Source organism: Clostridium sp. CS001 (assembly GCF_020443565.1).
GTDB lineage: Bacteria > Bacillota > Clostridia > Clostridiales > Clostridiaceae > Clostridium_AD.
On sequence record NZ_JAIZZN010000027.1, the window covers coordinates 27381 to 54249 of the forward strand.

General features: G+C 31.6%; 22 protein-coding genes and 1 rRNA gene. 14 read left to right on the plus strand and 9 right to left on the minus strand.

Features of this window, described 5'->3' with window-relative positions:
- The first annotated feature begins 132 nt into the window (after positions 1-132).
- The 4 genes from cphA (at position 133) to LGK97_RS15560 (ending at position 5358) form a co-directional block, all read left to right on the plus strand.
- Complete coding sequence (gene cphA / locus LGK97_RS15545) at positions 133-2745, plus strand: cyanophycin synthetase (protein WP_226260665.1); 2613 nt, start codon at positions 133-135, stop codon at positions 2743-2745.
- Between the two features lie 29 nt (positions 2746-2774).
- Positions 2775-3581, plus strand: a complete 807-nt coding sequence (locus LGK97_RS15550) for a cyanophycinase (protein WP_226260666.1) — start codon at positions 2775-2777, stop codon at positions 3579-3581.
- Positions 3582-3888: 307 nt separating this feature from the next.
- Positions 3889-5121 (plus strand): FprA family A-type flavoprotein, encoded by a 1233-nt coding sequence (locus LGK97_RS15555; protein WP_226260667.1) that lies wholly within the window; start codon positions 3889-3891, stop codon positions 5119-5121.
- A gap of 69 nt (positions 5122-5190) precedes the next feature.
- The gene (locus LGK97_RS15560; RefSeq protein ID WP_226260668.1) at positions 5191-5358 is read left to right on the plus strand and encodes a CDIF630_02480 family spore surface protein; all 168 of its coding nucleotides are present in this window, start codon (positions 5191-5193) and stop codon (positions 5356-5358) included.
- A 68-nt stretch (positions 5359-5426) separates the two neighbouring features.
- Here LGK97_RS15560 and nifJ read toward each other — a convergent pair whose 3' ends face one another.
- Positions 5427-8951, minus strand: a complete 3525-nt coding sequence (gene nifJ, locus LGK97_RS15565; RefSeq protein ID WP_226260669.1) for a pyruvate:ferredoxin (flavodoxin) oxidoreductase — start codon at positions 8949-8951, stop codon at positions 5427-5429.
- A gap of 204 nt (positions 8952-9155) precedes the next feature.
- On the opposite strand from nifJ, the gene LGK97_RS15570 reads away from it, so the two are divergent.
- Positions 9156-10187, plus strand: a complete 1032-nt coding sequence (locus LGK97_RS15570) for a threonine aldolase family protein (protein ID WP_226260670.1) — start codon at positions 9156-9158, stop codon at positions 10185-10187.
- Here the strand turns inward: LGK97_RS15570 and LGK97_RS15575 are convergent.
- Positions 10172-10846, minus strand: coding sequence for a Crp/Fnr family transcriptional regulator (locus LGK97_RS15575; protein ID WP_226260671.1), 675 nt, complete (start codon positions 10844-10846; stop codon positions 10172-10174). The two genes, LGK97_RS15570 and LGK97_RS15575, sit on opposite strands and share 16 nt — an antisense overlap.
- Positions 10847-10949: 103 nt before the next feature.
- Here LGK97_RS15575 and LGK97_RS15580 point away from each other — a divergent pair, with 103 nt between their 5' ends.
- Genes LGK97_RS15580 through LGK97_RS15590 form a run of 3 tightly spaced genes read left to right on the plus strand, consistent with a single transcriptional unit; the run spans position 10950 to position 12494 of the window.
- Positions 10950-11276, plus strand: coding sequence for a cupin domain-containing protein (locus tag LGK97_RS15580; RefSeq protein ID WP_226260672.1), 327 nt, complete (start codon positions 10950-10952; stop codon positions 11274-11276).
- A gap of 1 nt (position 11277) precedes the next feature.
- On the plus strand, positions 11278-11760 hold the full coding sequence (locus tag LGK97_RS15585; RefSeq protein ID WP_226260673.1) for a permease: 483 nt from the start codon (positions 11278-11280) through the stop codon (positions 11758-11760).
- Positions 11757-12494 carry a permease gene (locus tag LGK97_RS15590; RefSeq protein ID WP_226260674.1) on the plus strand — a complete coding sequence of 246 codons (738 nt, stop codon included), beginning with the start codon at positions 11757-11759 and terminating at the stop codon, positions 12492-12494. Before LGK97_RS15585 ends, LGK97_RS15590 begins: the two co-directional genes overlap by 4 nt.
- 89 nt (positions 12495-12583) lie before the next feature.
- On the opposite strand, the gene LGK97_RS15595 is transcribed toward LGK97_RS15590, so the two are convergent.
- The 5 genes from LGK97_RS15595 to LGK97_RS15615 all read right to left on the minus strand — a co-directional run bounded on the left by LGK97_RS15595 (position 12584) and on the right by LGK97_RS15615 (position 17632).
- Positions 12584-13207: a response regulator transcription factor gene (locus LGK97_RS15595; protein WP_226260675.1), complete on the minus strand. Its 624-nt coding sequence runs from the start codon at positions 13205-13207 to the stop codon at positions 12584-12586.
- A complete protein-coding gene (locus tag LGK97_RS15600) occupies positions 13188-14288 on the minus strand; it encodes a sensor histidine kinase (RefSeq protein ID WP_226260676.1) in 1101 nt (366 codons plus the stop codon). The genes LGK97_RS15595 and LGK97_RS15600 overlap by 20 nt, the downstream gene beginning before the upstream one ends.
- Positions 14289-14445: 157 nt before the next feature.
- The gene (locus LGK97_RS15605) at positions 14446-15549 is read right to left on the minus strand and encodes an ABC transporter permease (RefSeq protein WP_226260677.1); all 1104 of its coding nucleotides are present in this window, start codon (positions 15547-15549) and stop codon (positions 14446-14448) included.
- Complete coding sequence (locus tag LGK97_RS15610) at positions 15540-16688, minus strand: ABC transporter permease (RefSeq protein WP_226260678.1); 1149 nt, start codon at positions 16686-16688, stop codon at positions 15540-15542. Before LGK97_RS15610 ends, LGK97_RS15605 begins: the two co-directional genes overlap by 10 nt.
- An 11-nt stretch (positions 16689-16699) precedes the next feature.
- Positions 16700-17632: an ATP-binding cassette domain-containing protein gene (locus LGK97_RS15615; protein WP_226260679.1), complete on the minus strand. Its 933-nt coding sequence runs from the start codon at positions 17630-17632 to the stop codon at positions 16700-16702.
- A 337-nt stretch (positions 17633-17969) separates the two neighbouring features.
- Here LGK97_RS15615 and htpG point away from each other — a divergent pair, with 337 nt between their 5' ends.
- On the plus strand, positions 17970-19850 hold the full coding sequence (gene htpG, locus LGK97_RS15620; protein ID WP_226260680.1) for a molecular chaperone HtpG: 1881 nt from the start codon (positions 17970-17972) through the stop codon (positions 19848-19850).
- Between the two features lie 43 nt (positions 19851-19893).
- Positions 19894-20178: a putative quinol monooxygenase gene (locus tag LGK97_RS15625; RefSeq protein WP_226260681.1), complete on the plus strand. Its 285-nt coding sequence runs from the start codon at positions 19894-19896 to the stop codon at positions 20176-20178.
- A gap of 31 nt (positions 20179-20209) precedes the next feature.
- On the opposite strand, the gene LGK97_RS15630 is transcribed toward LGK97_RS15625, so the two are convergent.
- Positions 20210-21361, minus strand: a complete 1152-nt coding sequence (locus tag LGK97_RS15630; RefSeq protein ID WP_226260682.1) for a double-cubane-cluster-containing anaerobic reductase — start codon at positions 21359-21361, stop codon at positions 20210-20212.
- A gap of 274 nt (positions 21362-21635) precedes the next feature.
- Here LGK97_RS15630 and LGK97_RS15635 point away from each other — a divergent pair, with 274 nt between their 5' ends.
- Positions 21636-22391 (plus strand): acyl-CoA dehydratase activase, encoded by a 756-nt coding sequence (locus tag LGK97_RS15635; RefSeq protein ID WP_226260683.1) that lies wholly within the window; start codon positions 21636-21638, stop codon positions 22389-22391.
- Positions 22392-22863: 472 nt separating this feature from the next.
- Complete coding sequence (locus LGK97_RS15640; protein ID WP_226260684.1) at positions 22864-24639, plus strand: methyl-accepting chemotaxis protein; 1776 nt, start codon at positions 22864-22866, stop codon at positions 24637-24639.
- Positions 24640-24736: 97 nt separating this feature from the next.
- On the opposite strand, the gene hydE is transcribed toward LGK97_RS15640, so the two are convergent.
- Positions 24737-25777 carry a [FeFe] hydrogenase H-cluster radical SAM maturase HydE gene (gene hydE / locus LGK97_RS15645; RefSeq protein WP_226260685.1) on the minus strand — a complete coding sequence of 347 codons (1041 nt, stop codon included), beginning with the start codon at positions 25775-25777 and terminating at the stop codon, positions 24737-24739.
- A gap of 340 nt (positions 25778-26117) precedes the next feature.
- Between hydE and LGK97_RS15650 the strand changes: the two genes are divergently transcribed.
- Both LGK97_RS15650 and LGK97_RS15655 read left to right on the plus strand, forming a co-directional pair.
- Entirely contained in the window at positions 26118-26348 is a 231-nt protein-coding gene (locus LGK97_RS15650) for a glutaredoxin family protein (RefSeq protein WP_226260686.1), read from the plus strand.
- A 427-nt stretch (positions 26349-26775) separates the two neighbouring features.
- Positions 26776-26869: ribosomal RNA gene (locus LGK97_RS15655) — 16S ribosomal RNA — on the plus strand; the annotation flags it as partial.

The following is a 26869-nucleotide window of genomic DNA, read 5'->3' on the forward strand; positions in this document are numbered from 1 at the left end:
GGAATTTAAGCCCTTGGAGTGTTATATCAAACGAAAGTAGTATATCCGAAAGGATTACAAAATCGGACACATTGAATAGGGAATTAAACAAGATTCATAGATTTTTATAGATTTTTGGCAACGGGAAAATGGATGAAGACTGTTAATCTAAAGGTCTTTCAAGGAAGAAATATATATTCTCATAAGAAGTGTATAAGGCTTGACCTGGATTTAGAAGGGTACGGTGAAGTTCCCAGTAAAGATATTTATAGCTTTAATGATACGTTAATCAATATGTTGCCAGAGCTTTCCAAACATAGATGTGGGATTGATGAGGAGAAAGGGTTTATTAAAAGGCTTACAGAAGGGACATATTTGGCACATATTACTGAACATATTATAATAGCTCTCCACAATATGATCGGTATAGAAATAAGTTATGGAAAATCTCGAGAAATATCTGGAGATAATTATTATGTTATTCATGAATATTTATATAAGAATACAGCTATAGAGGCTGGAAATATGGCAGTAGATATTATTAATTCATTAATTAATAAAGAAATATTTGATTTTGATTTAAGGTTTAGTAGGCTAAAGGAAACATTAATGGGTGAACAACTAGGAGTAAGCACCATAAATATTTGTAATGAGGCTAAAAGCAGGGGAATTCCTATATTAAGAATAGGTGAAAATAGTATGTTCCAATTAGGTTATGGAAAGTATTCAAGAATGATACAAGCAACGTTAGGAAGCGATACTAGTGCAATAGCTGTTGATATAGCACAGGATAAACTTCTAACTAAGGAAATATTAGAACTTCATTGTTTACCTGTGGCAAAGGGGATGAAAATATCAAGTGAACTAGATGCTATTTTGTGCGCAAAAGATATTGGATATCCAGTAGTACTTAAGCCTCAGTTTGGAAACCAAGGTAAAGGAGTTATTGCAAATATAAAAAAGGAGGAGGAATTAGTAGCTGCTTATAAGCTTTTGATTAAAGATTATAAAGATATAATACTAGAAAAGTATATAAGTGGAAGGGACTATAGAGTGTGTAGCATATATGGAGATATAGTGGCTGTTTCAGAAAGAATACCTCCATATATATTAGGAGATGGAATAAGTTCAATTAAGAGTCTTATAGAGAATCTTAATGAGGATTCTAGAAGAGGAGAAGGACACGAAAAAGAATTAACTAAGATTAAAATAGACGATACACTCATAACATATTTAAATCAAAGAAAATACTCATTAGACACTATACTTCCTAAAAAAGAAAAATTGAATTTAAAAGATAATGCAAATTTGTCCACAGGTGGATTTGCAATAGATTGCACGGATTTAATATGTGAAGAAAATGTTGAAATATGTAAAAGAACTGCAAGTGCTATAGGGCTAGATATATGCGGAATAGATTTGCGTTGTGAAGATATAAGTAAATCTGCAGACACAAAAGGAGCAATTATAGAAGTAAATGCTGCACCTGGAATTAGGATGCACCATAATCCATGCATGGGAACAAAACGCAATGTGGCAGGCAATATAGTTGATAAGCTGTTCAAAGGTATACCCAGAAATATACCACTTGTTGCTGTAACAGGTACAAACGGAAAAACCACCACCACAAGACTCACAGCTCACATACTGTCAATTGCAGGGCATACTGTTGGAATGACCACTACCAGCGGAATTTATATTGATGGTAAATGTATATTTAAAGGGGATACAACTGGTCCTAAAAGTGCTTTAACTGTTCTTACTAATAAAAATGTAGATGCAGCAGTACTTGAAACTGCCAGAGGGGGAATAATAAGAGAGGGATTGGCTTATGACCTTGCAGACGTTGGCGTTATTACAAATATAACAGAGGACCACCTTGGTATAGATGGAGTAGATACTATTGAGGATTTAGCAAAAGTAAAAGCGCTTGTCGGAGAAGCCGTTAAAGAAGATGGATATGTGGTTATTAATGGAGATAATGATATGAGCATAAGTATATTACATAGATTAAAGAGTAATATCATTATTTTTTCAAAAGATAAAGATAATAAAGTTATGCAAAGTAATATTAGAAAAGGTGGATATGGAGTCTACGTTGATGGTGGTAATATAATAATACAAAAAAATAGCAACATTGAAAAATTAATAGACATAAAGAGTGTTGGTATAACTATGAATGGTATTCTCAAATATAACATTGAAAATGCCATGGCGGCTTCTGCAGCTGCAGTAGGACTAGGTGTAGATTATGACATCATTAGGCAAGGATTAAAATCATTTTATTGTAATAAAGAGCAAAACCCAGGAAGGTTCAATATGTATTTTGTTAATAATACAATGGTAGTATTAGACTATGGTCATAATATTGAAGGGTATAAATGTGTTATTGATGGACTTAATCATATAAAGCACAATAAACTTATAGGAGTTATAGGGGTTCCAGGCGATAGGCCAGACAGCCATATACTAGAAATAGGTAAATGTGCTGGAGAAAACTTTGATTACATTTTTATAAAAGAGGATATGGACAAAAGGGGTAGGGCGAAGGGTGAGATAGCGGACCTTCTAGAAAAAGGAGTTCTCACTGCAAAATTCCCTAGCACAAACATAAAGAAGGTGTTAGTGGAAACAGAAGCCTTAAAAGCAGCTTTAGATTTTGCGAGGCCTGAAGACATTGTTATTGTTTTCTTCGAGAAACAGGAACCACTTATTGATATTATAGAAAGAAAAATTAAGAAAACGCAGTTATTAGCAAAAGTTTGAAAGTAATTATTTAGGGTGGTGATGTGTTTGTGATTAATACACAGGAAGGATTAATTATAATTGGTGGCGCAGAGGACAAGAAAGGAGATAAAAAGATACTTCAAGAGGTATGTGCACATATTGAAAAGAATAGTGACCTATTAGTTATTGTAACGGTGGCAACAGAAAAACCAATTGAAGTAGGGAATGAATACAGTGTTTTATTTCATGATATGGGAATTGAACATATTGGAATTCTTAATGTAGAAAGTAGAGAAGATGCATTAAAAGCAGAAAACATAGAACTCATTGAAAAAGCATCATTAATATTTTTCACTGGAGGTGATCAACTTAGAATTACAAGTATACTTGGAGGTACTCCGCTATATAGCTGCATGAAGCTTAGATATACCCAGGGGTGTGTATTTGTTGGAACTTCAGCTGGAGCATCAGTAATGAGCGATACCATGATAGTAAAAGGGATTGATGATGAATCACCGAGAAAATGTACTCTTAAAATGGCTCCAGGGCTTGGTTTAATTAATGGAGTTATAATAGATCAGCATTTTGCACAAAGAGGTAGGGTAGGAAGGTTATTAGTTGGGGTGGCAGAAAATCCAGAAGTGTTAGGTATCGGTATTGATGAGGATACTTCAATTATTGTAAACAAAGAAAATACTTTAAGAGTAGTAGGTTCTGGGGCAGTCTATATTATAGATGGAAGTAACATAAGTTATACAAATGTTTCAGAGCAACATCAAGACGATATGTTATCTATTTTTGATGTTAAGATGCATGTTTTAAAAAGTGGAAATAAATATGATTTAAAAACTAGGAGACCTTTAATTTTAAAGTGATATTAGATTTGATTGCTTTGAATAGCCATATAAGATGTTATAACGTGAAAGTATTGCTAGTTCATTAATAATGTATCAGGCAAGGGGAGCATCCTAATTGATGCTCCTTATTATTATTATTATTATTAGCACTTATAGTCCTAGATAAATTAATAAGTATAAAATATATAGTAGTTGTAAAGTAAAAATATCTTAACATTTTTTTATTTTGATTTAAATCATATTTTAAAAATCAAAAAGAATGTAGAATAAGAACATAGGAAACAATAGAGACTGAAAATAAATTAGAATTTAGGGGGTAAATATAATGGAAAAAAATATTATGCTTAGTGAAAATGTATTTTGGGTAGGAAAGGTTGACGATAGGGATGTACCTTTTCACAGATTAACTTTAACTAAAGGAACTACTTATAATAGTTATTTATTAAATACGGAAAGGCCTACAGTGATAGATACTGTTGACATGAATTTTGGAAGAGAATATGTAGAAAATTTAAAGAGTTTAATTGAACTTGAAAACATAAGATATATTGTAATAAACCATACAGAACCAGACCATTCTGGTGCACTTGGGAGTTTGGCAGCTAAAGCTAAAAATGCTATAATTGTATGCTCAAAGCTAGCTGTTTATGAGTTAAAGGAAATGTACAAGCTTCATAATAGAGAGTTTCTAGTAGTAGGAGATGGTGATACTCTTGATATAGGAGGTAAGACTCTTAGTTTTATAGAAACGCCTTATCTCCATACAGCGGAAACCATGATAACATATTGTAAAGAAGATAAAATATTATTCCCTTGTGATATTTTTAGTACTCATGTAGCAAATTATGAATATTTTAATGATATGGCAAAAGAAGATATTACAGCTGATTATATTGGCTATTATAAGCTTATTATGCACCCTCACAGGAGATATGTTCAGAATATGATTGAAAAAATTAGAGACCTTGAAGTGAAGGTTATTGCTCCATCTCATGGATTTATTATAAGAGAAGATGTTCAAAGGTTTATAGATATTTATGATGAAATGAGTCAAAATGTAGAAACATATAAAAAAGCATTAGTATTGTATTCTTCAATAACCGGTAATACAAAAAAAGTTGCTTTGTTATTCAAGGAAAAATTCCAAGAAGCAAATATAGACTGTGAAGGTTTAGATGTAAATAAGGCAGAGAAAGAAGAAATCATTAAGGCTGTAGAAAAAGCAGATGCAATATTCTTTGGAACATCTACAAAATATGCTGACATGACTGGAAACATGGAAGATTCACTAAAATCTATTAGTACTCTAAATCTTGAGGGGAAAATAGGTGCAGCCTTTGGTTCTTATGGCTGGAGTGGTGAAGCTATAGAAGTTGTTCAAGATTATTTAAACAAAACCAAATTAAAGGTACTAAATACTTCTGACATAATAAAATCTACAGGAATGACAGATATTGAATTCCCATTAAGAATTAGATTTTCAGTGGGGGACGATGAAATAAAAAATATAGAACGTGCAGTGGGTTACACTAAAGATTTATTGCTAAGTAAAATATAAATTAATATTAACTTATTTATAATAGTTTTTATGATTTTTGAAAACAATATAAATAAGAGGAGTGATAAAATGAAAAAGAATGTATCTGAAAAAAAACCTGTTAGACGACCTATTGAAAAGCATGATACTGCTGCTTGGGCAGATATAAATGAAAACCAACCAACTTCAAATGTTCCAATGCCAAGCGATTTCGCAGTAGAGAATGCCAGAGATTGGGTAAATATCAACGAAAAATAAGTATTTTAAAATGGTTTAGAGAAAAAACTGGGTACATCACCTTTAGGCGATGTACCCAGTTTTCATAATTAATATTTTTGCTCAGTCATTCTTCTATAGTTATCGTATCTTTCTTTAGCATGCTTTTCTGCTTCTATAAAAAGAGTAGTTGCTTCTTCTGGGAAGGTATTTATTAACGAGGTATAACGTACTTCTCCTTTTATGAAATCTTGGAAGGAAGTAGTTGGAGCCTTGGAATCCAAGATGAATGGGTTCTCACCTTTGTCTTTAAGCATAGGATTATATCTGTACATATGCCAATAGCCTGAGTCCACTGCTTTTTTTCCTTCTGCAATACTTGTTCCCATGCCAGTCTTTATTCCGTGATTTATGCAAGGGGCATAGGCTATTATTAAGGAAGGACCTTTGTAAGCCTCAGCCTCCGCTATAGCTTTAATAGTTTGGTTCATATTTGCACCCATTGAAATTTGAGCTACATAAACGTAGCCATAGCTCATAGCCATCATTCCTAAATCTTTTTTTCTTATCTTTTTACCACTTGCCGCAAACTTTGCAACAGCACCTGTTGGCGTTGATTTTGAGGATTGACCTCCTGTATTCGAGTATACTTCTGTATCCATTACAAATAAATTCACATCGCTACCTGAGGCAAGAACATGGTCTAAACCTCCATAGCCAATATCATAGGCCCAACCATCTCCACCTAATATCCACTGAGACTTTTTAATTAGATAGTCTTTTTTATCTAATATTTCTTTTAATATGCCATTATTAGTGTTGCTACTCTGTTTTAGGAAAGAAAGTATTTTTTCGGATGCCACTTTTGAACCTTCACTATCATCCATAACATTAAGCCATTCATTGAAAACTTGCTTTAGATCCCCAGCAATAGGTGATTTAATGGCCTCTCTCATTAAGTCCGCTAACTTATTTCTAAGTTGATTAACGGCAAGGTGCATCCCATAACCAAATTCCGCATTGTCTTCAAATAGTGAGTTTGCCCAGGAAGGACCTTTTCCAGATTCATCTACAGTGTATGCAATGGATGGAGCACTAGCGCCCCATATAGAAGAGCAACCTGTGGCATTTGCAATCATCATTCTGTCCCCGAAAAGCTGAGTTAACAGTCTAATATAAGGTGTTTCACCACAACCAGGGCATGCACCGCTAAATTCAAGTAGAGGTTTCGCAAATTGGCTTCCCTTTAAGGTTTTTACATCCATAACATTTGGTTTGTAGCCAATTTTCATGGTGGATTCCCAGTTTTTACATTGAGTATCAATTTCATGCTCAGCATCACTCATTATTAGTGCTTTTCCTGGCGCAGGGCATATATCAGCACAATTACCACAGCCTACGCAATCAAGTGGGCTAACTTGAATTCTATATTGAAGGCCTTCAACACCTTTTCCGATAGCTTTTTTAGTCTCGAAGGTATCTGGTACCTCCTTTAATTCCTGTTCATTTAGTAAAAACGGTCTAATTGTAGCATGAGGACAAACATAAGAACATTGATTACATTGTATACATTTATCTATCTGCCACTGAGGTATCATTACTGCAATTCCGCGTTTTTCGTATGCGCTAGTGCCAAGTGGGAAGGTTCCATCCTCTATGCCATTAAATGCACTAACTGGTAATTCATCGCCTTCATTTCTTGACATTGGTTTTTCAATGTTTTTAATGAAATCAGGGGCATACATAGTAGGCATTTCATCTTCAGAGGAGTTACTCCAAGATTCAGGTATTTCAATTTTTATAATATCTGATAACCCTCTATCCACAGCTGATTTGTTCATTTCAACTATAGCAGGACCTTTCTTTCCGTAAGATTTTTCTAAAGAAGCTTTCAGAAAGTTTACAGCATCATCTATAGGTATTACATTAGTGAGCTTAAAGAATGCTGCTTGCATAATCATATTAATTCTATTACCCAAACCTATTTCCTTAGCAATGGATATTGCATCAATTACATAAAAATTTATATTTTTATCTGCAAGATATTTTTTATAACTTGAAGGAAGATGTGTTTCTAATTCATCTATTTTCCATGGGCAATTTAATATAAAGGTACCATTCTTTTTTAGACCTTTCAATAAATTATGATTAAAAATAAAAGCTTTGTTGTGGCATGCTATGTAATCAGCATAAAAAACCAAGTAGGGCGACTTTATAATGTTTTTACCAAACCTAAGGTGGGATATTGTAGTTCCACCAGATTTTTTACTATCATAGGAGAAATAGCCTTGGGCATACAGAGGGGTATTATCACCAATAATTTTAATAGCAGATTTATTTGCACCTACTGTACCATCAGAACCTAGACCCCAGAATTTACAGTTTATTGTTCCTGCTGGTGTTGTTTCAATAGAGTCTGTTTCAGGTAGTGATGTGTTGGTCACGTCATCCGTTATTCCTATGGTAAAGTGATCTTTTGAATTTTGGTCTTTTAGATTGTTAAAAACAGAAATTATCTGAGAAGGCCTTGTATCCTTAGAACCTAAACCATATCTTCCACCAACAATGATTGGTGAATTTTCCGTGCCATAAAACATTTTTACTACATCAAGATATAGAGGTTCAGCCAAAGAACCAGGTTCCTTAGTTCTGTCCAAAACTGCAATCTTTTTGACGGTGCTCGGAAGAACATTATTGAAATACTTTTCAGAGAAAGGTCTATATAAATGAACCTTAATCCGGCCAAGTTTCTCTCCCTTTGCGTTAAGGAAATCTATGGTTTCATCTATGGTGTCACATACAGAACCCATGGCAACTATTATGTGCTCTGCGTCTGCAGCTCCATAATAGTCAAATGGGTGATATTCACGTCCTGTAATTTTTTTTATTTCTTGCATATACTCTTCTACTAAATCTGGAACCCTTTCATAGAATTTGTTTGAAGCTTCCCTTCCTTGAAAGTATATATCAGGGTTTTGTGCAGTTCCACGTGCAACGGGATGCTCTGGGTTTAAAGATCTTTTTCTAAAGGCTTCAACGGCATTTCTATCTAAAAGCTTAGATAAATCTTCAAAATCCATTAATTCTATTTTTTGTACTTCATGTGAAGTTCTAAATCCATCAAAAAAATGTAAAAAAGGAACTCGTGATTTAATTGCGCATAAATGTGCAATGCTACCAAGATCCATAACCTCCTGAACACTTGTTGATGCTAGTAGTGCGAAACCTGTTTGTCTACAGGCCATAACATCTTGATGATCTCCAAAGATTGACAATGCATGTGTAGCTAATGCACGTGCAGAAACGTGGAATACTGCAGGAAGTAGTTCGCCTGCCATTTTATACATATTTGGTATCATTAATAGTAAGCCTTGAGATGCAGTATAGGTAGTAGTTAGGGCACCTGCTTGCAGTGAACCATGCATAGCCCCAGCTGCCCCAGCCTCTGATTGCATTTCACTTACTAAAACACTTTGACCAAAAAGATTCTTTTTGCCTTTAGCAGACCATTCATCTACACTTTCTGCCATTGGTGTTGATGGTGTGATGGGATATATTGCTGCAACCTCAGTAAAAGGATAGGAAATGTAAGCAGCAGCTTCATTACCATCCATAGTTTTCATAATTTTTGACATAAAATAGACCTCCTTAAAGTAATACTCTAGTATATTATTAGATATATAAAGATTATTATGCATAAGGATAAAGGTTAAGTAGTAGGCATCTTTTCTTCTTAATATAGTCGAAATTATAGAAGGCGTGAATGCCTTAGTGGTATAATTTAATAGGGTAGATATAAAAAGTTTATTAAATAATACATAGGAAAAGGAGAAATAAATATGTATAGTTTTAAAAATGATTATAGCGAGGGAGCTCATCCAAATATTTTAAGGGCTCTTATTGAAACAAATATGCAGCAGCTAGAGGGGTATGGAGAAGATAAGTATTCTTTAGATGCAATTTCATTGTTAAAATCTAAGCTTAAGTGTGAAGATGTAGATATCCATATGTTATGTGGTGGAACTCAAACAAATCTTACTGTTATTTCTGCATTTTTAAGACCACATGAAGCTATTATTTCGGCAAACACAGGACATATATTAGTTCATGAAACAGGAGCTATTGAAGCAACTGGTCACAAAATTATTTCTGTAAAGGTGGAGGATGGAAAGCTAAAGCCTATTCATATAAAGGAGGTAATAAATGAGCATGCAGATGAACATATGGTAAAACCTAAAATGGTTTTCATATCAAATCCTACAGAAATTGGTTCTATATATAAGAAATGTGAATTAGAAGAATTAAGTGGGTTTTGCAGAGAAAATAATTTAATTTTATACATTGATGGCGCAAGACTAGGCTCCGCCTTATGCTCAAAGGAGAACGATATTGAGCTTTCAGATTTGCCTAAACTTGTGGATGCTTTTTATATTGGCGGAACTAAAAATGGAGCATTAATGGGAGAGGCACTTGTTATTTGCAAAGATTCTCTCAAGGAGGATTTTAGATACCACATTAAACAAAAGGGTGGCTTACTTGCAAAAGGAAGATTAATTGGTATTCAGTTTTTAGAGCTATTTAAAGAAGATATTTATTTTGACTTAGCAAAACATGCTAACCGTATGGCAGAGTTATTAAAAATAGGAATCAGTGATTTGGGATATGAATTTTTAACTAATTCACCATCCAATCAGATATTTCCCATATTACCCATAAGTGTAATAGACAAGCTTCAAGAGAAGTATTCATTTTATGTATGGCAAAAAATTGACGGTGACATTTCTGCTATTCGCTTAGTAACATCATGGGCTACAGGGGAAGAGGTAGTTAAGAGATTTATTGAAGATCTTACAATTTACTCATCCAAATAGGCTGAACCTATATCAATTATTGTTATAAAGTGAGTATCATATTCTATAAGGCCATCCTTTCTCATTTTATTTAATTCCCGAGAAAGAGAAGGTCTTTGAATTCCAAATTTTTCAGCAAGTTCTTTTTTTGTAAGTTGAAGTTTTACTATGTGACTACCTTGGCAATAACTTTCATATACTAAAAAATCTATTATGCATTGTCTTATGGTTTTCATAGACAATGCTTTAATTTTATCTGTTAATATTAAAGTTTTGTCTGAAATTGATGTAAGAAAGTTATTTAAGAAAATAATATTAGATTGACAAAGTTTTAAAACCAAGTCTTTATTTATATGAAGTATTTTAGTATCAGTTTTTGAAGAAATTGTCATTGGATAAAAATTTTTATGTGAAAAAAGTAGATTACCGCCTAAAACATCACCCACAGTAAAATTACTAATAGTTAATACATTGCCTTGTGAATCGATTTCTTGAACTATTATAGTTCCATTTAATATTATATCAAACTGTGTGCATCTTTCATTTTGAAAATATATAACAGAATTCTTTTTGTACTTCTTAATTTCATATAAGTCTTTGGTGAATAAATATTCTATGTCTTTAAAAGAAATATCTTTAAATAAATCAATAGTTTTAAGTAAAGGTATATAGTCTAACATATATTAATTAACTCCTTTTTTTGAATTAGTAACCATGGTAACTGTATTATGTTTTAAATTAAATTATAATACAGGTATAGATATTTTGAAAGGGGAAATTAAAATGATAGAAAAAAATTATAAATTTAAAAATTTAAGTGAGAAAAACATTGCAAAAATTATCGATGATGAGGAATTACTTTTAAATCATATGACATTAACTAAGGGAACAGGTCTTCCAGAACACTTTTCTAATTCTAACGTGTATATGATTGTAGTAAGAGGGATACTTACTATAAGATTAGGTGATCAAGAGGAAAAAGAATATCCACAGGGAACTATTGTAAACATACCCTATGACATAAAAATGAATATAAATAACTTTAATGATGATATTCTTGAGTTTTTCGTAATAAAAGCACCTAATCCTAAGAATTATGTAAGTAAATAGAATGGATATATTTACTATTGCACTTTGGATTATTACGGGAACATGGTTTATTTGGTCAATAGTTAAGGATAAAAAGAAAACACTAAATTCTATTAAAATGTCTAGTGGAATGATGAGAAATATGATAGGTGAGATAGTAGGAATACTATTTTTAATTGGATTAATATTAACTTTTATTCCGCCAGATACAATAAAGAAATACATGGGTCAGTCCAATACTATTATATTCACAATTATATCAGCAATGGTAGGAAGTATAACCTTAATACCTGCGTTTGTTGCTTTTCCACTAGTGGGTTCTCTTGTAAATGCCGGAGCCAATATAGTTCCAGTGGTTGCATTTCTAACAACATTAACCATGGTAGGAGTGGTTACTTTTCCTCTTGAAAAAAGAGAGTTTGGTATAAAGTTTACCATAACAAGAAATTCTTTAAGCTTTATATTTGCTATTGTAATTGCTCTGCTAATGGGGGTGGTAATGTGAATTCCATTATGGTAAGGATAAAAAACAATATGTTTTTAACGTTAGTGGCTGTAATCTATATAGTAATAGCAGTTTTGATGCCTAACAAAGCTATTCAGTCTTTAAATAATAGCTTGTATTATATAAAAGAAATGATTATGATTATGCCAGTTATATTGGTGCTAACGTCTCTTATTGATGCATGGGTTCCTAAAAAATCAATAGAAAATGCCCTAGGTGAAGGGTCGGGAATTAAAGGAGCTATATTTTCTTTCTTGCTTGGAAGTTTTTCAGCAGGACCAATATATGCAGCATTCCCAGTATGCAAAATGCTTTTAAAAAAAGGAACAAGTGTTTCAAATATTGTAGTTATGCTGAGTACTTGGGCAGTAATTAAAATTCCAATGCTTGCTAATGAAGCAAAGTTTTTAGGGCCTAAATTTATGTTTATGAGATGGATTTTAACTACTAGTTCAATTTTTACTATGGCTTATATTACATCAAAGATAGTAAAAAAAGAGGATATGCCTATAGATGATATTTTAAGTAATGAAGATGGAAGCATACTTTATGTAAATAAGCAGTATTGTATTGGTTGCGGAATATGTACAAAAATATCACCTGTTAATTTTATTATTGAAAATAAATCAGCTGTGGTTACTCAAAAAGTATTTAAATCACAAGAAAATGAAAATATAGAATTAGCAATAAACAAATGTCCAGCTAAAGCAATTAGCTATAAGAATAATATATAAGAAGTGGTAGAATTTCAGAAAAGCCAGAGGAGTGAAAAAGGCAACTATTATGAATATAGTTGCCTTTTTATTGTGCATATCTAATATTTTTAAAAATTTTTCAAGAAAAATATTGCTAGTTGAGTCCTATCTCTTAGGCCAAGCTTTTCAAGAAGGCTGGTTACATAATTCCGTACAGTGCCATCGCTTAAATAAAGTTTTTGGGCAATCTCTTTATTTGATAGTCCCTCTGCTACAAACTTTAAGATATTAAATTCCTTTTCTGTTAAATCAAAATCTTCTGGTATACTATTTCTCTCATCTCTCAGCATTGAAGATAGTGTATCAACTACATTCTTCTCAAAAACAGCATTTCCTTTATAAACAGTTCTGATACTTTCTATTATACTATCTGCTGATTGATTTTTTAATATATATCCCTCAGCACCATTTTTTATTGCTTCCTTTATATATTCGTAATCATTAAAGGTTGTTAAAATCAAAACCTTTATACTTCTAAAATGTTCCTTTATAAGTTTTGTGCCAAGTACTCCATCTAAAACTGGCATTCTTATATCCATTAAAACTATATCAGGGCTTAACTTTTGACACATTTCAAAGGCTTCTTGTCCCGTTGAAGCTGTTCCAACTACCTCAATATCATCCTCAAGGTCCAATAAAATCTTTAAACTATCTCTAATTAGCGCATCATCATCAGTTATTAGCACCTTCAAAAATAACACCACCTTTATATGTGTTTCTTGGAATTACTGCAACCATTAGGAATCCATCCTTTGAGCTTATTGATAAGCTGCCACCAACATTTTTAATCCTTTCCCTCATACCGCTTATTCCAAGCCCTTCATTAATACACGTACACCCTTTTCCGTTGTCCTTTATATACAACCTTGTAAGTTTATCAGTTATATCTATATTTATATCTACGTTTGTTGCGTTAGAATACTTTGAGGCGTTAGTTAGTGCCTCTTTTATGTTTGTACATAATATTTCAATAGAATTAGCTTCTATAACATTAAAATCTCCAGTAAGTTTAAAGTTTACAGTGCAAAAGTTAAAGTTATCTATTATATTCTTTATGTATTCTACACCTAATGTTTCTTGTGGTTTAATATTATGAACTGTTTCTCTTAATATAGTTAGTGAATTTTGCAGTCCTGTTATAGATTTCTCAAGTAGCTCTTCAGATTTTCCATCATCCATTCCTCGTAGCTTATAAGATGCTTGTAGCTGCATTAAAATTCCAGCAATACTATGGCCTACATTGTCGTGTATTTGTCTTGAAATTCTATTTCGTTCCTTTATCTCAGTTATATGAGCAATTTCCTTTGAGGAGTTTAAAAGCTTCTGTTTTGCATCTTCAAGCTCATATCTATAACATCTTTCTCTATCATATACCTCCTTAAACCTCTCTTTATTTTCTTTGAATGAATTGTCCATATATGCAAAGTATCCACATAAACTTAGTAAAAACACATACTCAATAAATTTTTCTAAACTTAAAAAATAAAAACCTCCAATAAGTGCTAGAATTATACCACCATATTTTTTCATATAAAAAACATCGCATATTAACGGTCCACAGAGTATAAGAAAATATGGATTAATTGTTGAGATGTATAAGATTGCTGCAAATTCAAGTATAACTATATATACGGAATAATAAAACTTCTCTTTAAATACATCTAAACTTATGATTACTAGCAGTATAATTACTTCATTTGATGAAACGTTTCCAATTAGACTAAGCTTTATAATTAGAAACAATACAAATGTAATTCTAAATATATATTTCATAAAAATCTCCATTATTTATAATTTGTTTAACCTAATTATAGACTTTTATTCTATAGTTTTCAATATTATACAAGTGAATTTGGAAATATAAAAAAAATCCTATTAATAAGAAGTATTTTGCTGTTATTAATAGGATTTTCAAGTAAAATGCTAGTAATTAGACTGCGACGTCACTTTTTTTCCAAGAACCTAACATAAAGAATACAACTGCAAACATAACTACTATTAATAATTCTATTTTTACTGAAGAAAGTGTTCCTGTGTATAATACCTCTCTGGCAGCCTTTAGTCCCCAGGTAGTTGGTAAGAAATTTGCTATATTCCTTAAAAACTCAGGCATGATTTCAGTTGACCAAAAACATCCTCCCAGCATGCAAAGGGGCATCATAATTAATGACGTTATTGCATTTGCTTGATTTAAGTCCTTTGACAAACTGTTTATTAACACCCCTAAGGCAACACATGAAAATGAAAATACTAAAAGTACAATATACATATTTATAGTAGAAGGACCTAGCTTTGCCTTGAAGAAGTAAACCATAATTCCAAGAAGTAGTCCTATTTGTAATGCTGCCACAACTAAAAAGCTTAATATACTTTGAAGGGTATAGTTCTTTATAGATATTGGAGTAGAAAAAATTCTATGATATATCTTACCCTGTTTATCTTTTAAAATCATTGATGAAGTTGTTGTACAAAACATTAATATGCTCATAACCATCAAACCAAGTGCTTTAAAGGTATTATCTATATTATCATTTTTTTCATTTATAGCCACATATTCTGCTTTATAGCTTCCATTGTTGTATAAATCAAAACCCTCATAGAACCTTTGTTCATCACCACCTGAAGCCTTTGCTATATTCTTTGTAGCATTTATAAGGCCATCAATGTACATTTTAATTGGTGAAGAAGCAGTTCCTTCTAAAGAGCTATAGCCCTGTATAAATGGATCCTTTCCATTTATAATATCCTTAGCAAAACCCTTGTTTATTTTAATTATATAATCTGCCTTACTATCTAGAATATATGTCTGAACTTCTTCTTCTTTAATTAATTTAACTTCTCCTTGCAGACTAATGCTTTTAATTAGATTCTGTGTTAGTCTACTGTTATCCTTATCAATTACACCAACAACAAGTTGTCCTCCTAAACTTTTCATCATAGTTAAAGCAATTAAGATAACAGGAAATATTAAGGTAAACATTAATCTTTTTCTATCCTTTAATATTCGATTTATATTATTTAACATTATTGACATTTTGACATTCTCCTTTCTGATAAGATTGAAATTAAGAATGTTAGAACAATCATTATAAGCATCATCATAATTGACCATTTAACCCTATGCATAGAATCAGTATAGATAGGATATATAGAATTAAACAGTGCATTATGTGCCAACTTGTTTGGTATAAATTCTGTTATTTTTCCTAAAACTCCACCATAAGTGACACTAACAAAACCCCCTGAAAAGAAAGTAAATATAGGAGTTATTAAATTAAGGATTCGATTTGCAGTATAGTGATCCGCGCAAAGCATTGTAACCATAATACCAAATCCTGTTGTTAACGCACACATTAAAAATGCTATTAATAGAATAATCAATATATTTGAACCCCAATTCACCTTATATGCGAACTTTGCAAAGAAAATTAAAGTTAATGCCTCCATATAGACTATAAATATTGAACCTATGGTTTTACCTAGGAAAAGTTGGTAGGATTTAATTGGAGTACTTCTCATTCTCCTTCCTATACTATCAAAGATGTCCTCACCAACCTCAAAGGACCCATACATTGACCCATACATTATCATCATAACAAGCATTGTTACTGCATAAAAATCTATAGCCTTTGGCTTTTTACCGCTAGATGTAATTGAAACATCTTGGATATTTTTATAATTTTTATAGCCTTTATTTTCTCCATTAATAATTGATACGGCCTCTTCTAAATTAGCAGTATATAGGAAACTATCTATAACATTTTGAACAATGGATGATCTAAAACTTCCCTTTTGTCTATTTATAACTTTTATTAGTGCATCTTCTCCTGATAATATTTTTTGCGTATAATTGTCATCTATTATAATAAATGAGCTTACTTTTTTTTCATTAACAAGGTTCATACCTTCCTCGTAGCTGGAAACAGTAATACTATCAACAAATTCCTTAGTCTTTTTTTCATTTAGAAATTCATCAAAGCTCCTTGACAGTTGCTTATCTTTATTCAAATAAGCAACCTTTGTCCTATCAATATTGGTAATTTGGAACTCACTACCAAGAGCTGTACCAAGAATTAATATTATTAATATTTGAGATAGCACCATAGTTGCCAATGTCTTTGTATCCCTTAGATTTCTTAAAATTGTATAATATGCAATGCTAATAAAATTCATATTATCACCACCTAATCCCTTAATTTTCGCCCTGTTAAAGTTAAGAATACATCTTCTAAATTTGGCTTATCTACATTAAGTGAAAGTATTTCACCATTACCAGATGTTATTGCATCAATAATTTTATTTAAGTTCTTACTGTTTTTTTGCGATGTAACAGTAAGTATATTTTTATCTAATAAACAATCCGTAACACCAGAGATATTTTTTATATTTTCAACTATTGTGTAATTTACATTATCAAGGTCTATTACTATCTTTTCCTCAAAGGATATAAGCTCCTTTAGCGCTTCCTTTGTTCCCATTGCCATGACTTTTCCATTATCAATTATTATTATGTTGCTACATATAGTTTCAATTTCCTCCATATAGTGAGATGTATAAATTACAGTTGAACCCATTTCATTAAGTTGCTTAATTGATTCTAGAATATGATTTCTTGATTGAGGGTCTATTCCAACAGTTGGTTCATCTAGTATTATTAATTTAGGGTGATGTACTATTGCACAGGCTATGTTTAACCTTCTTTTCATACCACCCGAGAATTTTTTAGGAAGCTCATTTCGCTTATCCCAAAGACCTGTAAAATTTAGAGCCTCTTCTACTCGCTCTTTTAAAATTTTACCCTTAAGCCCATACAGCTTTCCGAAAAAACTTACATTTTCATGAGCAGTTAAATCATAAAAAATTGCTATATCTTGAGGCACGAGGCCCATGTCCTTTTTTAGTTCCCTTTCGTTATTTTTTAAGTTTTTACCAAATATTATTATCTCTCCACCGTCTATTTTAGTAAGTCCCATAAGTGCGTTTATTACTGTAGTTTTTCCTGCACCATTAGGTCCAAGAAGTCCTAATATCTCTCCAGACTTTATTGAAAAACTAACATTATCTACAGCAATTTTGTCATTATATCTTTTTACTAAGTTTTTAATTTCAACTAACATTTAAAGTCCCCCTTAAGTAACATTACTTCTACTTGAATTATCTTTTCTATACTTATATAATATAATTTTTTGAGGCATCGAAGTAGTGATATGAGGAATAATTTAATATGACATTTGTCATGAATAATAATTGAGAAGAAGTGAATTAAGATATATTGCAGCTTCAAAGGTGATGATTTAATGTAATAAAATAGAGAACATATAAATGGTAATGGGAAACAGTGTATTGACAAACAACAAAAAAAGGTGTATTTTATAATTATCATTAGCACTCAAACACGAAGAGTGCTAACAAAAATAAAATTAACAGGTACCGATGCGAAAGGGGAGACTTTAAGTGGAAAAGAAACAGTTTAAAACAGAGTCAAAGAGAATTTTAGATATGATGGTTAACTCAATATATACACATAGGGATATTTTTTTGAGAGAACTTATATCTAACGCTAGTGATGCTATTGATAAAATCTACTATAAGACTTTAACAGATGAATCATTAACTTTCAATAAAGATAACTATTATATTACAATAGCTAATGACAAGGAAAAAAGAACATTAAAAATCTCTGATACAGGTATTGGAATGACACAAGAGGAGCTTAGCGATAACCTTGGAGTTATAGCTAAAAGTGGATCTTTGGCATTCAAAAAAGAAAATGAAATTAAAGATGGTTATGATATAATTGGTCAGTTTGGAGTAGGGTTTTATTCTGCGTTTATGGTAGCTGATACTATTACAGTTATAAGTAAGGCTTTTGGTAGTGATGTAGCATATAAGTGGGAATCAGATGGTGCAGAAGGTTATACCATAGAAGAGTGTGAAAAAGATACTGTTGGAACAGAGATTATACTAAAGATTAAAGAAAATACAGAAGATGAAAACTATGATGAGTATCTTGAAGAATATGGACTAAAATCTATTGTTAAGAAATACTCTGATTTTATTAGATACCCAATTAAAATGAACATAAGCTCATCAAGACTTAAAGAAGGTAGTGAAACAGAGTATGAGGACTTCTCAGAGGAAAAGGCTGTAAACAGCATGGTTCCGATATGGAGAAAAAATAAAAGTGAGCTTACAGATGAAGATTATAATAATTTCTATTCTGAAAAGCACTATGGTTACGATAAACCAACAAAGCACATTCATATAAGTGTAGATGGTACTGTAAGTTATAATGCAATTTTATATATACCAGAGAAAATGCCTTACGATTTCTATACAAAAGAATATGAAAAGGGCTTAGAATTATATTCAAGTGGTGTGTTAATCATGGATAAGTGTGCAGACTTACTGCCAGACTATTTTAGTTTTGTAAAAGGAATAGTTGATTCAGAGGATTTGTCACTTAATATATCTAGAGAAGTATTACAACATGATAGACAATTAAAACTTATTGCTAAAAATATTAAAACTAAAATTAAAGGTGAGTTAGATAGTTTATTAAAAAATGAAAGAGAAAAATATGAAGAATTCTACAAAGCTTTTGGTAGACAATTAAAGTATGGTATTTATAGTGAATTTGGAAGTAATAAAGATGTACTTCAAGACTTACTAATGTTCTACTCTTCAACTGAGAAAAAGATGGTTACTTTGGATGAATACGTTTCTAGAATGCCAGAGAATCAAAAATATATTTATTATGCTGCAGGAGAGTCCATTGAAAGAATTGAAAAATTACCACAAATTGAAATGGTATCAGAAAGTGGATTTGAAATTTTATACTTCACAGATGATGTAGACGAATTTGCCATAAGAATGATAATGGCCTATAAAGAAAAGGAATTTAAATCTGTATCTAGCGGTGATTTAGGTATAGAGGCAGAAGAAAAAGATGATGTTGCTAAAGCTGATGAAAAAGAGAGCGTAGAGTTATTTGAACAAATGAAAAGTGTTTTATCAGGTAAAGTTAAGGATGTTAGAGCATCAAAAAGGCTTAAAAATTATCCAGTATGTTTATCAAATGATGGTGACCTTACAATAGAAATGGAAAAAATATTAAGCGCTATGCCAAACAATGAAAATGTAAAAGCAGACAAAGTTTTAGAAATTAATATAAATCATGACATGTTTAAAGCACTTAAAGAGTCTTTTGAAAAAGATAAAGCTAAGTTTGATTTATATACTAACATACTTTATAGTCAAGCGTTACTTATTGAGGGGTTACCAATAAGTGACCCAGTAGAATTCACAAATAATATATGCAAGATAATGATATAACATAAGTTTTATATTTTACTTTGAAGGTGAGGTTTAAAATTAAATGATTACTATAGTTGCAAAAAAAATAATTAAGCAAGGTAAAACAAAAGAGTTTAAGGACTTAGTAGAAAAACTTATAAATGAAAGCAGAAATGAAGCAGGATGCATAGCCTATAATTTATATGAAGATATTAATAATTCTAACATTTTAACCTTCATAGAAGAATGGAAAAGTGAAGAGGATATTAAACTTCATAATTGCACCGAGCATTATACTAGTATTGTTCCTAAACTTGCAGAACTCCAAGAAGGCAAAACAGAAGTTAATCTATATAAGATGATTTAATAAAAGGAACTGCTGAGGCAGTTCCTTTTATTTATAGCATTTCAATAAATGCAGCAATTCTTGTTTTAAGTTGCCCTACATCGTTTTGGGAGTAGTCTGTTTCTATGCTCATGTATGGAGTATGCTTAACTTCATCCATGAATTTTTTTATTGAATGACTTTCAACACTATAAGTATGACAAGCTTGAAGAATTACGTCTAGCACGCCATCAACCTTATATTCATCTACTAAATTTGAAAGGGACGTTATCCTTCCGTCATTTGGACTCATGCAAGAACAGGGAATATCTAAGTACTTTCTTGTTAGTGCATCTATCGGATCTATAGTTTCATCTACTAATTGCTGGGTAGCTTTAATTCCTGTGCAGTTTTCATAACAAACAACTACACCATCACTTTCTTCAATGATTTTAATGATTTTCTCTGTGGCACCACCCATAGGGCACCCAGTAATTAATATTCTTTTTTTGCTTTCACTTACTTTTCTATTGCCATTTTCATAATCATCTTTTATATCTTGTGTAAATTTTGTAAGAGTTTTTATGTGTGCCTCTTTGTCAGTTTTAAAAGTAGCTCCATATAATACTTGAAGCATTTCAGTTCCAGTAATAGGAGGAGGGCACATTTTCCCTAGCTCATAAAAATCGATTAGTGCTTTTCTTTCTCTATTTCTAAGGTTAATAGCTTCCTTTAGCTTTTCATCCGTAATTTCTACGTCGAATTCCGTTTCTAACCTTTCTTTAAATAAAACCATTTCACTTCTCCAAGAATTAAATGCAGCCTCACCCTTGCTAGTTTGAGGTAATTGCATTACGTGCATTGGCTTAAGTTGTCCAAGATATTCGTACATTTTCTTCTTTCCATCGCAAGTAGTTTCTCCAACTACCAAATCTGAAAAGTAAAGATAGGGGCATTTATCTGTTAACGCAAAGCCGTAGCTTGATTTAATAAGTGGACACAAATTTTTTGGGAGTTGCTTTTCAGCTTCAGCTATAGGTTCATCACTCATGCTACAAAGAGAAATAGGAATGGCACCTGCAGCTATGATTAGTTCCCATGGACTGTAGGTACAATAAGTGCCCACTATCTTTTTGCCAGAATCTTTTAAATTTTTTACGTCTACAAACCCCTTTTGTCTTGCTTCATTAAACTCATTAAATATTTTAGGTAAATCATTATTCATATCAAATAATCCTCCTCAAAGATTTTTAAAAAGCATTCTATATCTCCCTAATTATAGGAGTTCCATATAATGAAGTCTAATAGGGTTTTTAGATAGGTTGTCCATTATATATTTGGAATATCTATAGAAGAATTTACAACCATGGTGTTGGGTTAGGCTAGTTAATGTATAATGTAATTAAACAATCAACTTTCAGACTATTCGTCACAAAAAATGAGATATATTATAATTAATACATATATATAAGATACATTTGCAATTAGGGGAGGTAATTATGTTTTACATAGGAATTGATATAGGATCAACAGCTGCCAAGGTTTCAGTATTTAAAGGAGATAAGTTAGAAAATAATTTTGTTATGCCAACAGGATGGAATAGCATTCAAACTGCCAATACAATTAAAGAAAAGTTAACTTTGCTTGGAATAGATGAAAAAAATTCAAAGGTTGTAGCCACTGGTTATGGAAGAGTATCTGTGCCATATGCAGATAAAGTTATAACAGAGATAACCTGCCATGGTAAGGGCGCAGCATATTTATTAAGCACAGATTGTACAGTAATTGATATTGGTGGACAAGATACAAAGGTTATTACTGTCGAAAATGGGTCAATAACAAATTTTATTATGAATGATAAATGTGCTGCTGGGACTGGTCGGTTTCTTGAAGTTATGGCTAATACATTAGGTGTAGATATAAACTCACTTTGTGAATTAGCATCTCAAGGGAGTGGAATTACCATAAGTTCAATGTGCACTGTTTTTGCCGAATCTGAAGTTATTAGTCTAATAGGTAGTGGAGAGAAAAAGCAAGATATAGCTTATGCAGTTGTCGATTCAATAGTTACTAAAGTTAGCTCCTTATGTGGAAAACATTCAGAAGGATTTAATTATTTGCTTACGGGGGGATTGTCTGGAAATACATATATTTTAAATAGTCTTTCAAAAAAACTAGGTAAAGAAATTAGTTCCGATGAATTAGGCAGATATGCAGGGTCTATAGGAGCTGCGCTAATGGCAAGTAAGCTATAACTTTATAAAACTAGACGATAAGGACAACCTTAATTCAGTAGAATGAGATTTTTTAATTCACTGAAATGGGTTGTTTCTTTTTACGAATTGAGACAAAGAAGAATGCTTTTCGACAAAACAACCCAAAAACAGTATTTGTAAATTTAAATAGCTAAAAATAAATTGAAAAAATTGAAAAAATATGAATATTTATAATGAATATTTATGGAAATAGGTATATAATATACATAGATTAATAGATAAAGCAATTTCTTATAATTTAAAAAATATATTTTTTGTCGATTGTTGTGAATGTGTCCTATTCATGAATTTCTAAAATCTATAATAAAAGTTAAATGGGTAAAGTTGTATTTGTTGATGATTTTCCTTTTTCAGTAAATGTGATTAGGTCGATTTTAATGAAAAAGGGAAAGGAATCGATTAGTTAGAATGCACTAGTAAAATTTACAAAAAAAGGATGGGGTGATTTTAGATGAAAAAAATAAGTACTAAAATAATTGTTTTAAATGTTCTTATAGTTCTATTAACAGCACTTTTGATTGGTGGGATGGCAGCGTATAGTATGTCGGAAATTAGTAATAATACTATTAAAACTATCGATACCACTGTTAGGAAGGATTATGATGAGAAGATAAAAAATGGGGTAGAAAATGTTATAACAATGCTTGAAGGAATTGATAAAAAATATAAAGCAGGAGAAATGACGTTAGATGCCGCAAAGAAACTTGGGGCTGATTTAACAAGAGAAATGAAATACGGTGAAGGTGGTTACTTTTGGATTGATACTGTTGAAGGAGAGAATGTTGTACTTCTTGGTAGTGTAACTGAAGGAACAAATAGAATTGATTTAAAGGATGTAAATGGAAGACAAATGATTAAAGAAATAATTGAAAATGGATTAAAAGAACAAGGAGGATATTCTGATTACTGGTTTCCTAAAAAAGGTGAGGAAGCAGCTTCTCCAAAGAGGGCATACAGTAAAGCCTTTAAAGAGTTTAATTGGGTAATTGGGACAGGAAATTATGTTGATGACATAGATAAGTTTATTGCAAATGAAAAAACCGTTTTGAAAGATGCATTTATTAAAAGTGTAATTAGCTTTATAATTCTAATTGCAGTGGTTATTGGAATATCCATAATTATTGCATTTTATTTCAGTAAAAAAATATCTAACCCTATACTAATTATAAGTAAGTTAGTTGATAAGACGGCAAAACTTGATTTGGATTATGATAAGACTTATGAAGGAGTTTTAGATTATAAAGATGAAACAGGAATTATTGGACGAGCCGTTGTTGATTTAAGAAGTGCTCTTAGAGACATTACTATTAATTTGCAAGAAAATTCTAAGCAGGTGTTTCAATACTCAAAAGATATGGCTATAGCTACTGATGAAACAGTTCAATCTATCGAAGCTGTATCTATAGCAATTGAGGAAATGGCTAATGGAGCCACAAATCAAGTACAGGATGCGCAAAGTGGGGCACAAGAACTTTTAAATCTTGCGGCAGAAATTAATACTGCGGTAAATAGTTCGGAGCTACTAAAGAATTATTCTAATGAAACTAAATTAGTCAATGCCAAGGGATTACAATCCATGAAGGTACTTACTGAAAGATTTAGGGAAAGTAATAAATCTAATGAAGAAGTAGTAGAAAATATATCTGTACTTGCAAATAAATCAAATTCAATTGGCGAGATTATAAACACTATACAAGCTGTGGCAGAACAAACAAATCTTCTGGCATTAAATGCTGCTATAGAAGCTGCTAGGGCTGGTGAAGCTGGAAAGGGATTTGCAGTAGTTGCTGAGGAAGTAAGGAAACTTGCAGAAAAAACAGCTGAGGCTACTAATGAAATTACAGATATGATTAGTGAAATTCAAGGAGAAATTAGTAAAGTAACAATGAACATAAATAAAGGTACAAGTATTAATAAAGAAGCAAATTTATCTATGGAACTATCAAAAGAATCTTTTAATAGCATTGAAAAGGCTATTAGTAATATGATCACTCAAATTGACACATTGGGTTCTAATATTAATAATGTAGATAAAAATAAAGATAAGGTATTACAATCCATAGAAGGAATATCTGCAATATCAGAAGAATCTGCAGCTTCAACTCAAGAAATATCTGCATCAATGGAGGAACAAACTAGTGCTATGGAGGAAATATCAAATACTGCTGAAAATCTTGAGAAAATTGTAGCTAAATTAGATCAGATAGTACAGAAGTTTATTCTATAGTACTCAGAGGGTGTACCAGTTAATATTAAACCACTGAAGGATACTGAAAAAAATTCGATAAAAAAGAGCCTTAAGGCTCTTTTTTATTATAGTATATTTAGTGAGTTGATTTTTTTCTGAAACCATAGTGGGTTGAAACTGTTCTTCCAATACTATGAATTTTACCTGTTATGCATCCACGGCAGTGAGCAGGAGTATCTCCTGTGCATATTTTACCTGGATATAGTGCATAATGTTTTCTATAGTCACCCTCAGTTACGTTAGGCATAACTACATTTGCACCACTTTGCAAAGCCATTAGCCTTCCATCTTTATTTAAGGATTCCATAGCTGTTGTTGCAGGAATGTTGATGTCTGGTAAGAGTAAACGCATTATAGCCATAACCTTAAGTGCCATAGTTAAGTCTTTACCCTTAGCATCTGCAAGGGGTGTGTCTTCATTTGGAATAAAAGGACCAATTCCTAACATGTCAGCATTTATTTTTTTGAAAAATAATATATCATCCGCATAGGAGTCTATAGTTTGGTTTGGAAGACCAACCATAATGCCTGATCCAACTTCAAAGCCCAATTCTTTTAACGTAGTTAAGCAGTTTAATCTGTTCTCATGACTCATACCCGGGTCAAGTTCTTCATATAACTTTGCATCAGTTGTTTCAATCCTTAGAAGATACCTATCAGCTCCAGCATCTTTAAAAGCTTGATATTCCTCATTGGTTCTTTCTCCAATACTTAAAGTTATAGCCAAATCTAAAGACTTTATAGCTTTTATTATTTCAACAATCCTATCACTAGTGAAATAATCGTCTTCGCCACCTTGAAGGACTATAGTTTTATAGCCATAGGACTTGGCCTTAGTTGCAAAGTCTAAAATTTGTTCATTTGTTAATCTATATCTAATTACATTTTTATTGTCGCGTCTAAGCCCACAGTAAAGGCAGTTTCTCTTGCATATATTAGTAAACTCAATAAGTCCCCTAAGATGAATTTCATCACCTAAATATTCTTTTCGAACCTCATCCGCAGCTTTAAATATTTGTTGGTTTACACTATTAGTGCTTAGTAGAGCGATAATTTCTTTTTTGCTCAATTTATGTTTTGTTTCTGCTTTATTTATTAGTTCTAATAATTCTGTCATTATGTTACCTCCTTGTATTTCTGTGGAGAGAATAACAGTTATAAACTGCTTTGCTCTTTAATATACTGTTATATCTATCATAATATTATAAAAAATATATGTAAAGATAAAATAAACAAAATATCATGATATTTTAATAAATTTAGTGTTATACTAATATGATAATTGTGTTCATATAGATTCTTGAACAGCTTAAAAGCTTAGCTTTAGAATTGTTGACTTGGCAAAAGAAAAATGCTACTATAAAAATGAAGTATTATTGTATTCAATTTGAGTTAGAACAATAAAAATCCATCTGTTTAGCGTGAGCTATTCTAGATATTAAAAGGGGAGATTATTTATGAATAAAGTTGAAATTTATACAAGTGATACTTGTGGATTTTGCCACGAGGCTAAAGATTTTTTTAAAGCAAATAGTATCGAATACACAGAGCACAATATTTCTACAGACATAGAAGCAAAAAAGGAACTTATAAAAAAGGGCTATAGATCAGTACCTGTTATAAATATAAACGGTGAAGAAATGATGGGTTTTGATAAGGAAAAAGTAACTACTTTATTAGGATTATAAAAGCTATTAAATAAACACATATATATTTATTATAAAAATACAAAAATATTTTAAATAAGTTATTACGCATAGCCGATAGATACTCCCAAATAGATATTTATTGGCTATGTTTTATTTAATAAAATTGTAGATTACAATATTAAATATAATAAATTTTAATATTGACATGGCTGGGGTTAACTGATAGAATGAAAAAGGTAGTGGTTTCATAGACAAGCTATTATTATAAATTGGTCTTTGAAAATTAAACAGAGAAATAGGTAAAGAAACGAAATAATATTTCGTTAAACCAGTTAATTACTTTAGCAAAAAGTAATTCTTAGTTATAAACTAAGAGAATTGTAATGAGCTTGCGTACCAACTAACGTTGGTGACCAACCTAACAGTTGGCGCAGATTATAACATTTCAATAAAAAGTGTAAACTTTTAAATTGAGAGTTTGATCCTGGCTCAGGACGAACGCTGGCGGCGTGCCTAACACATGCAAGTCGAGCGATGAAACCCTTCGGGGTGGATTAGCG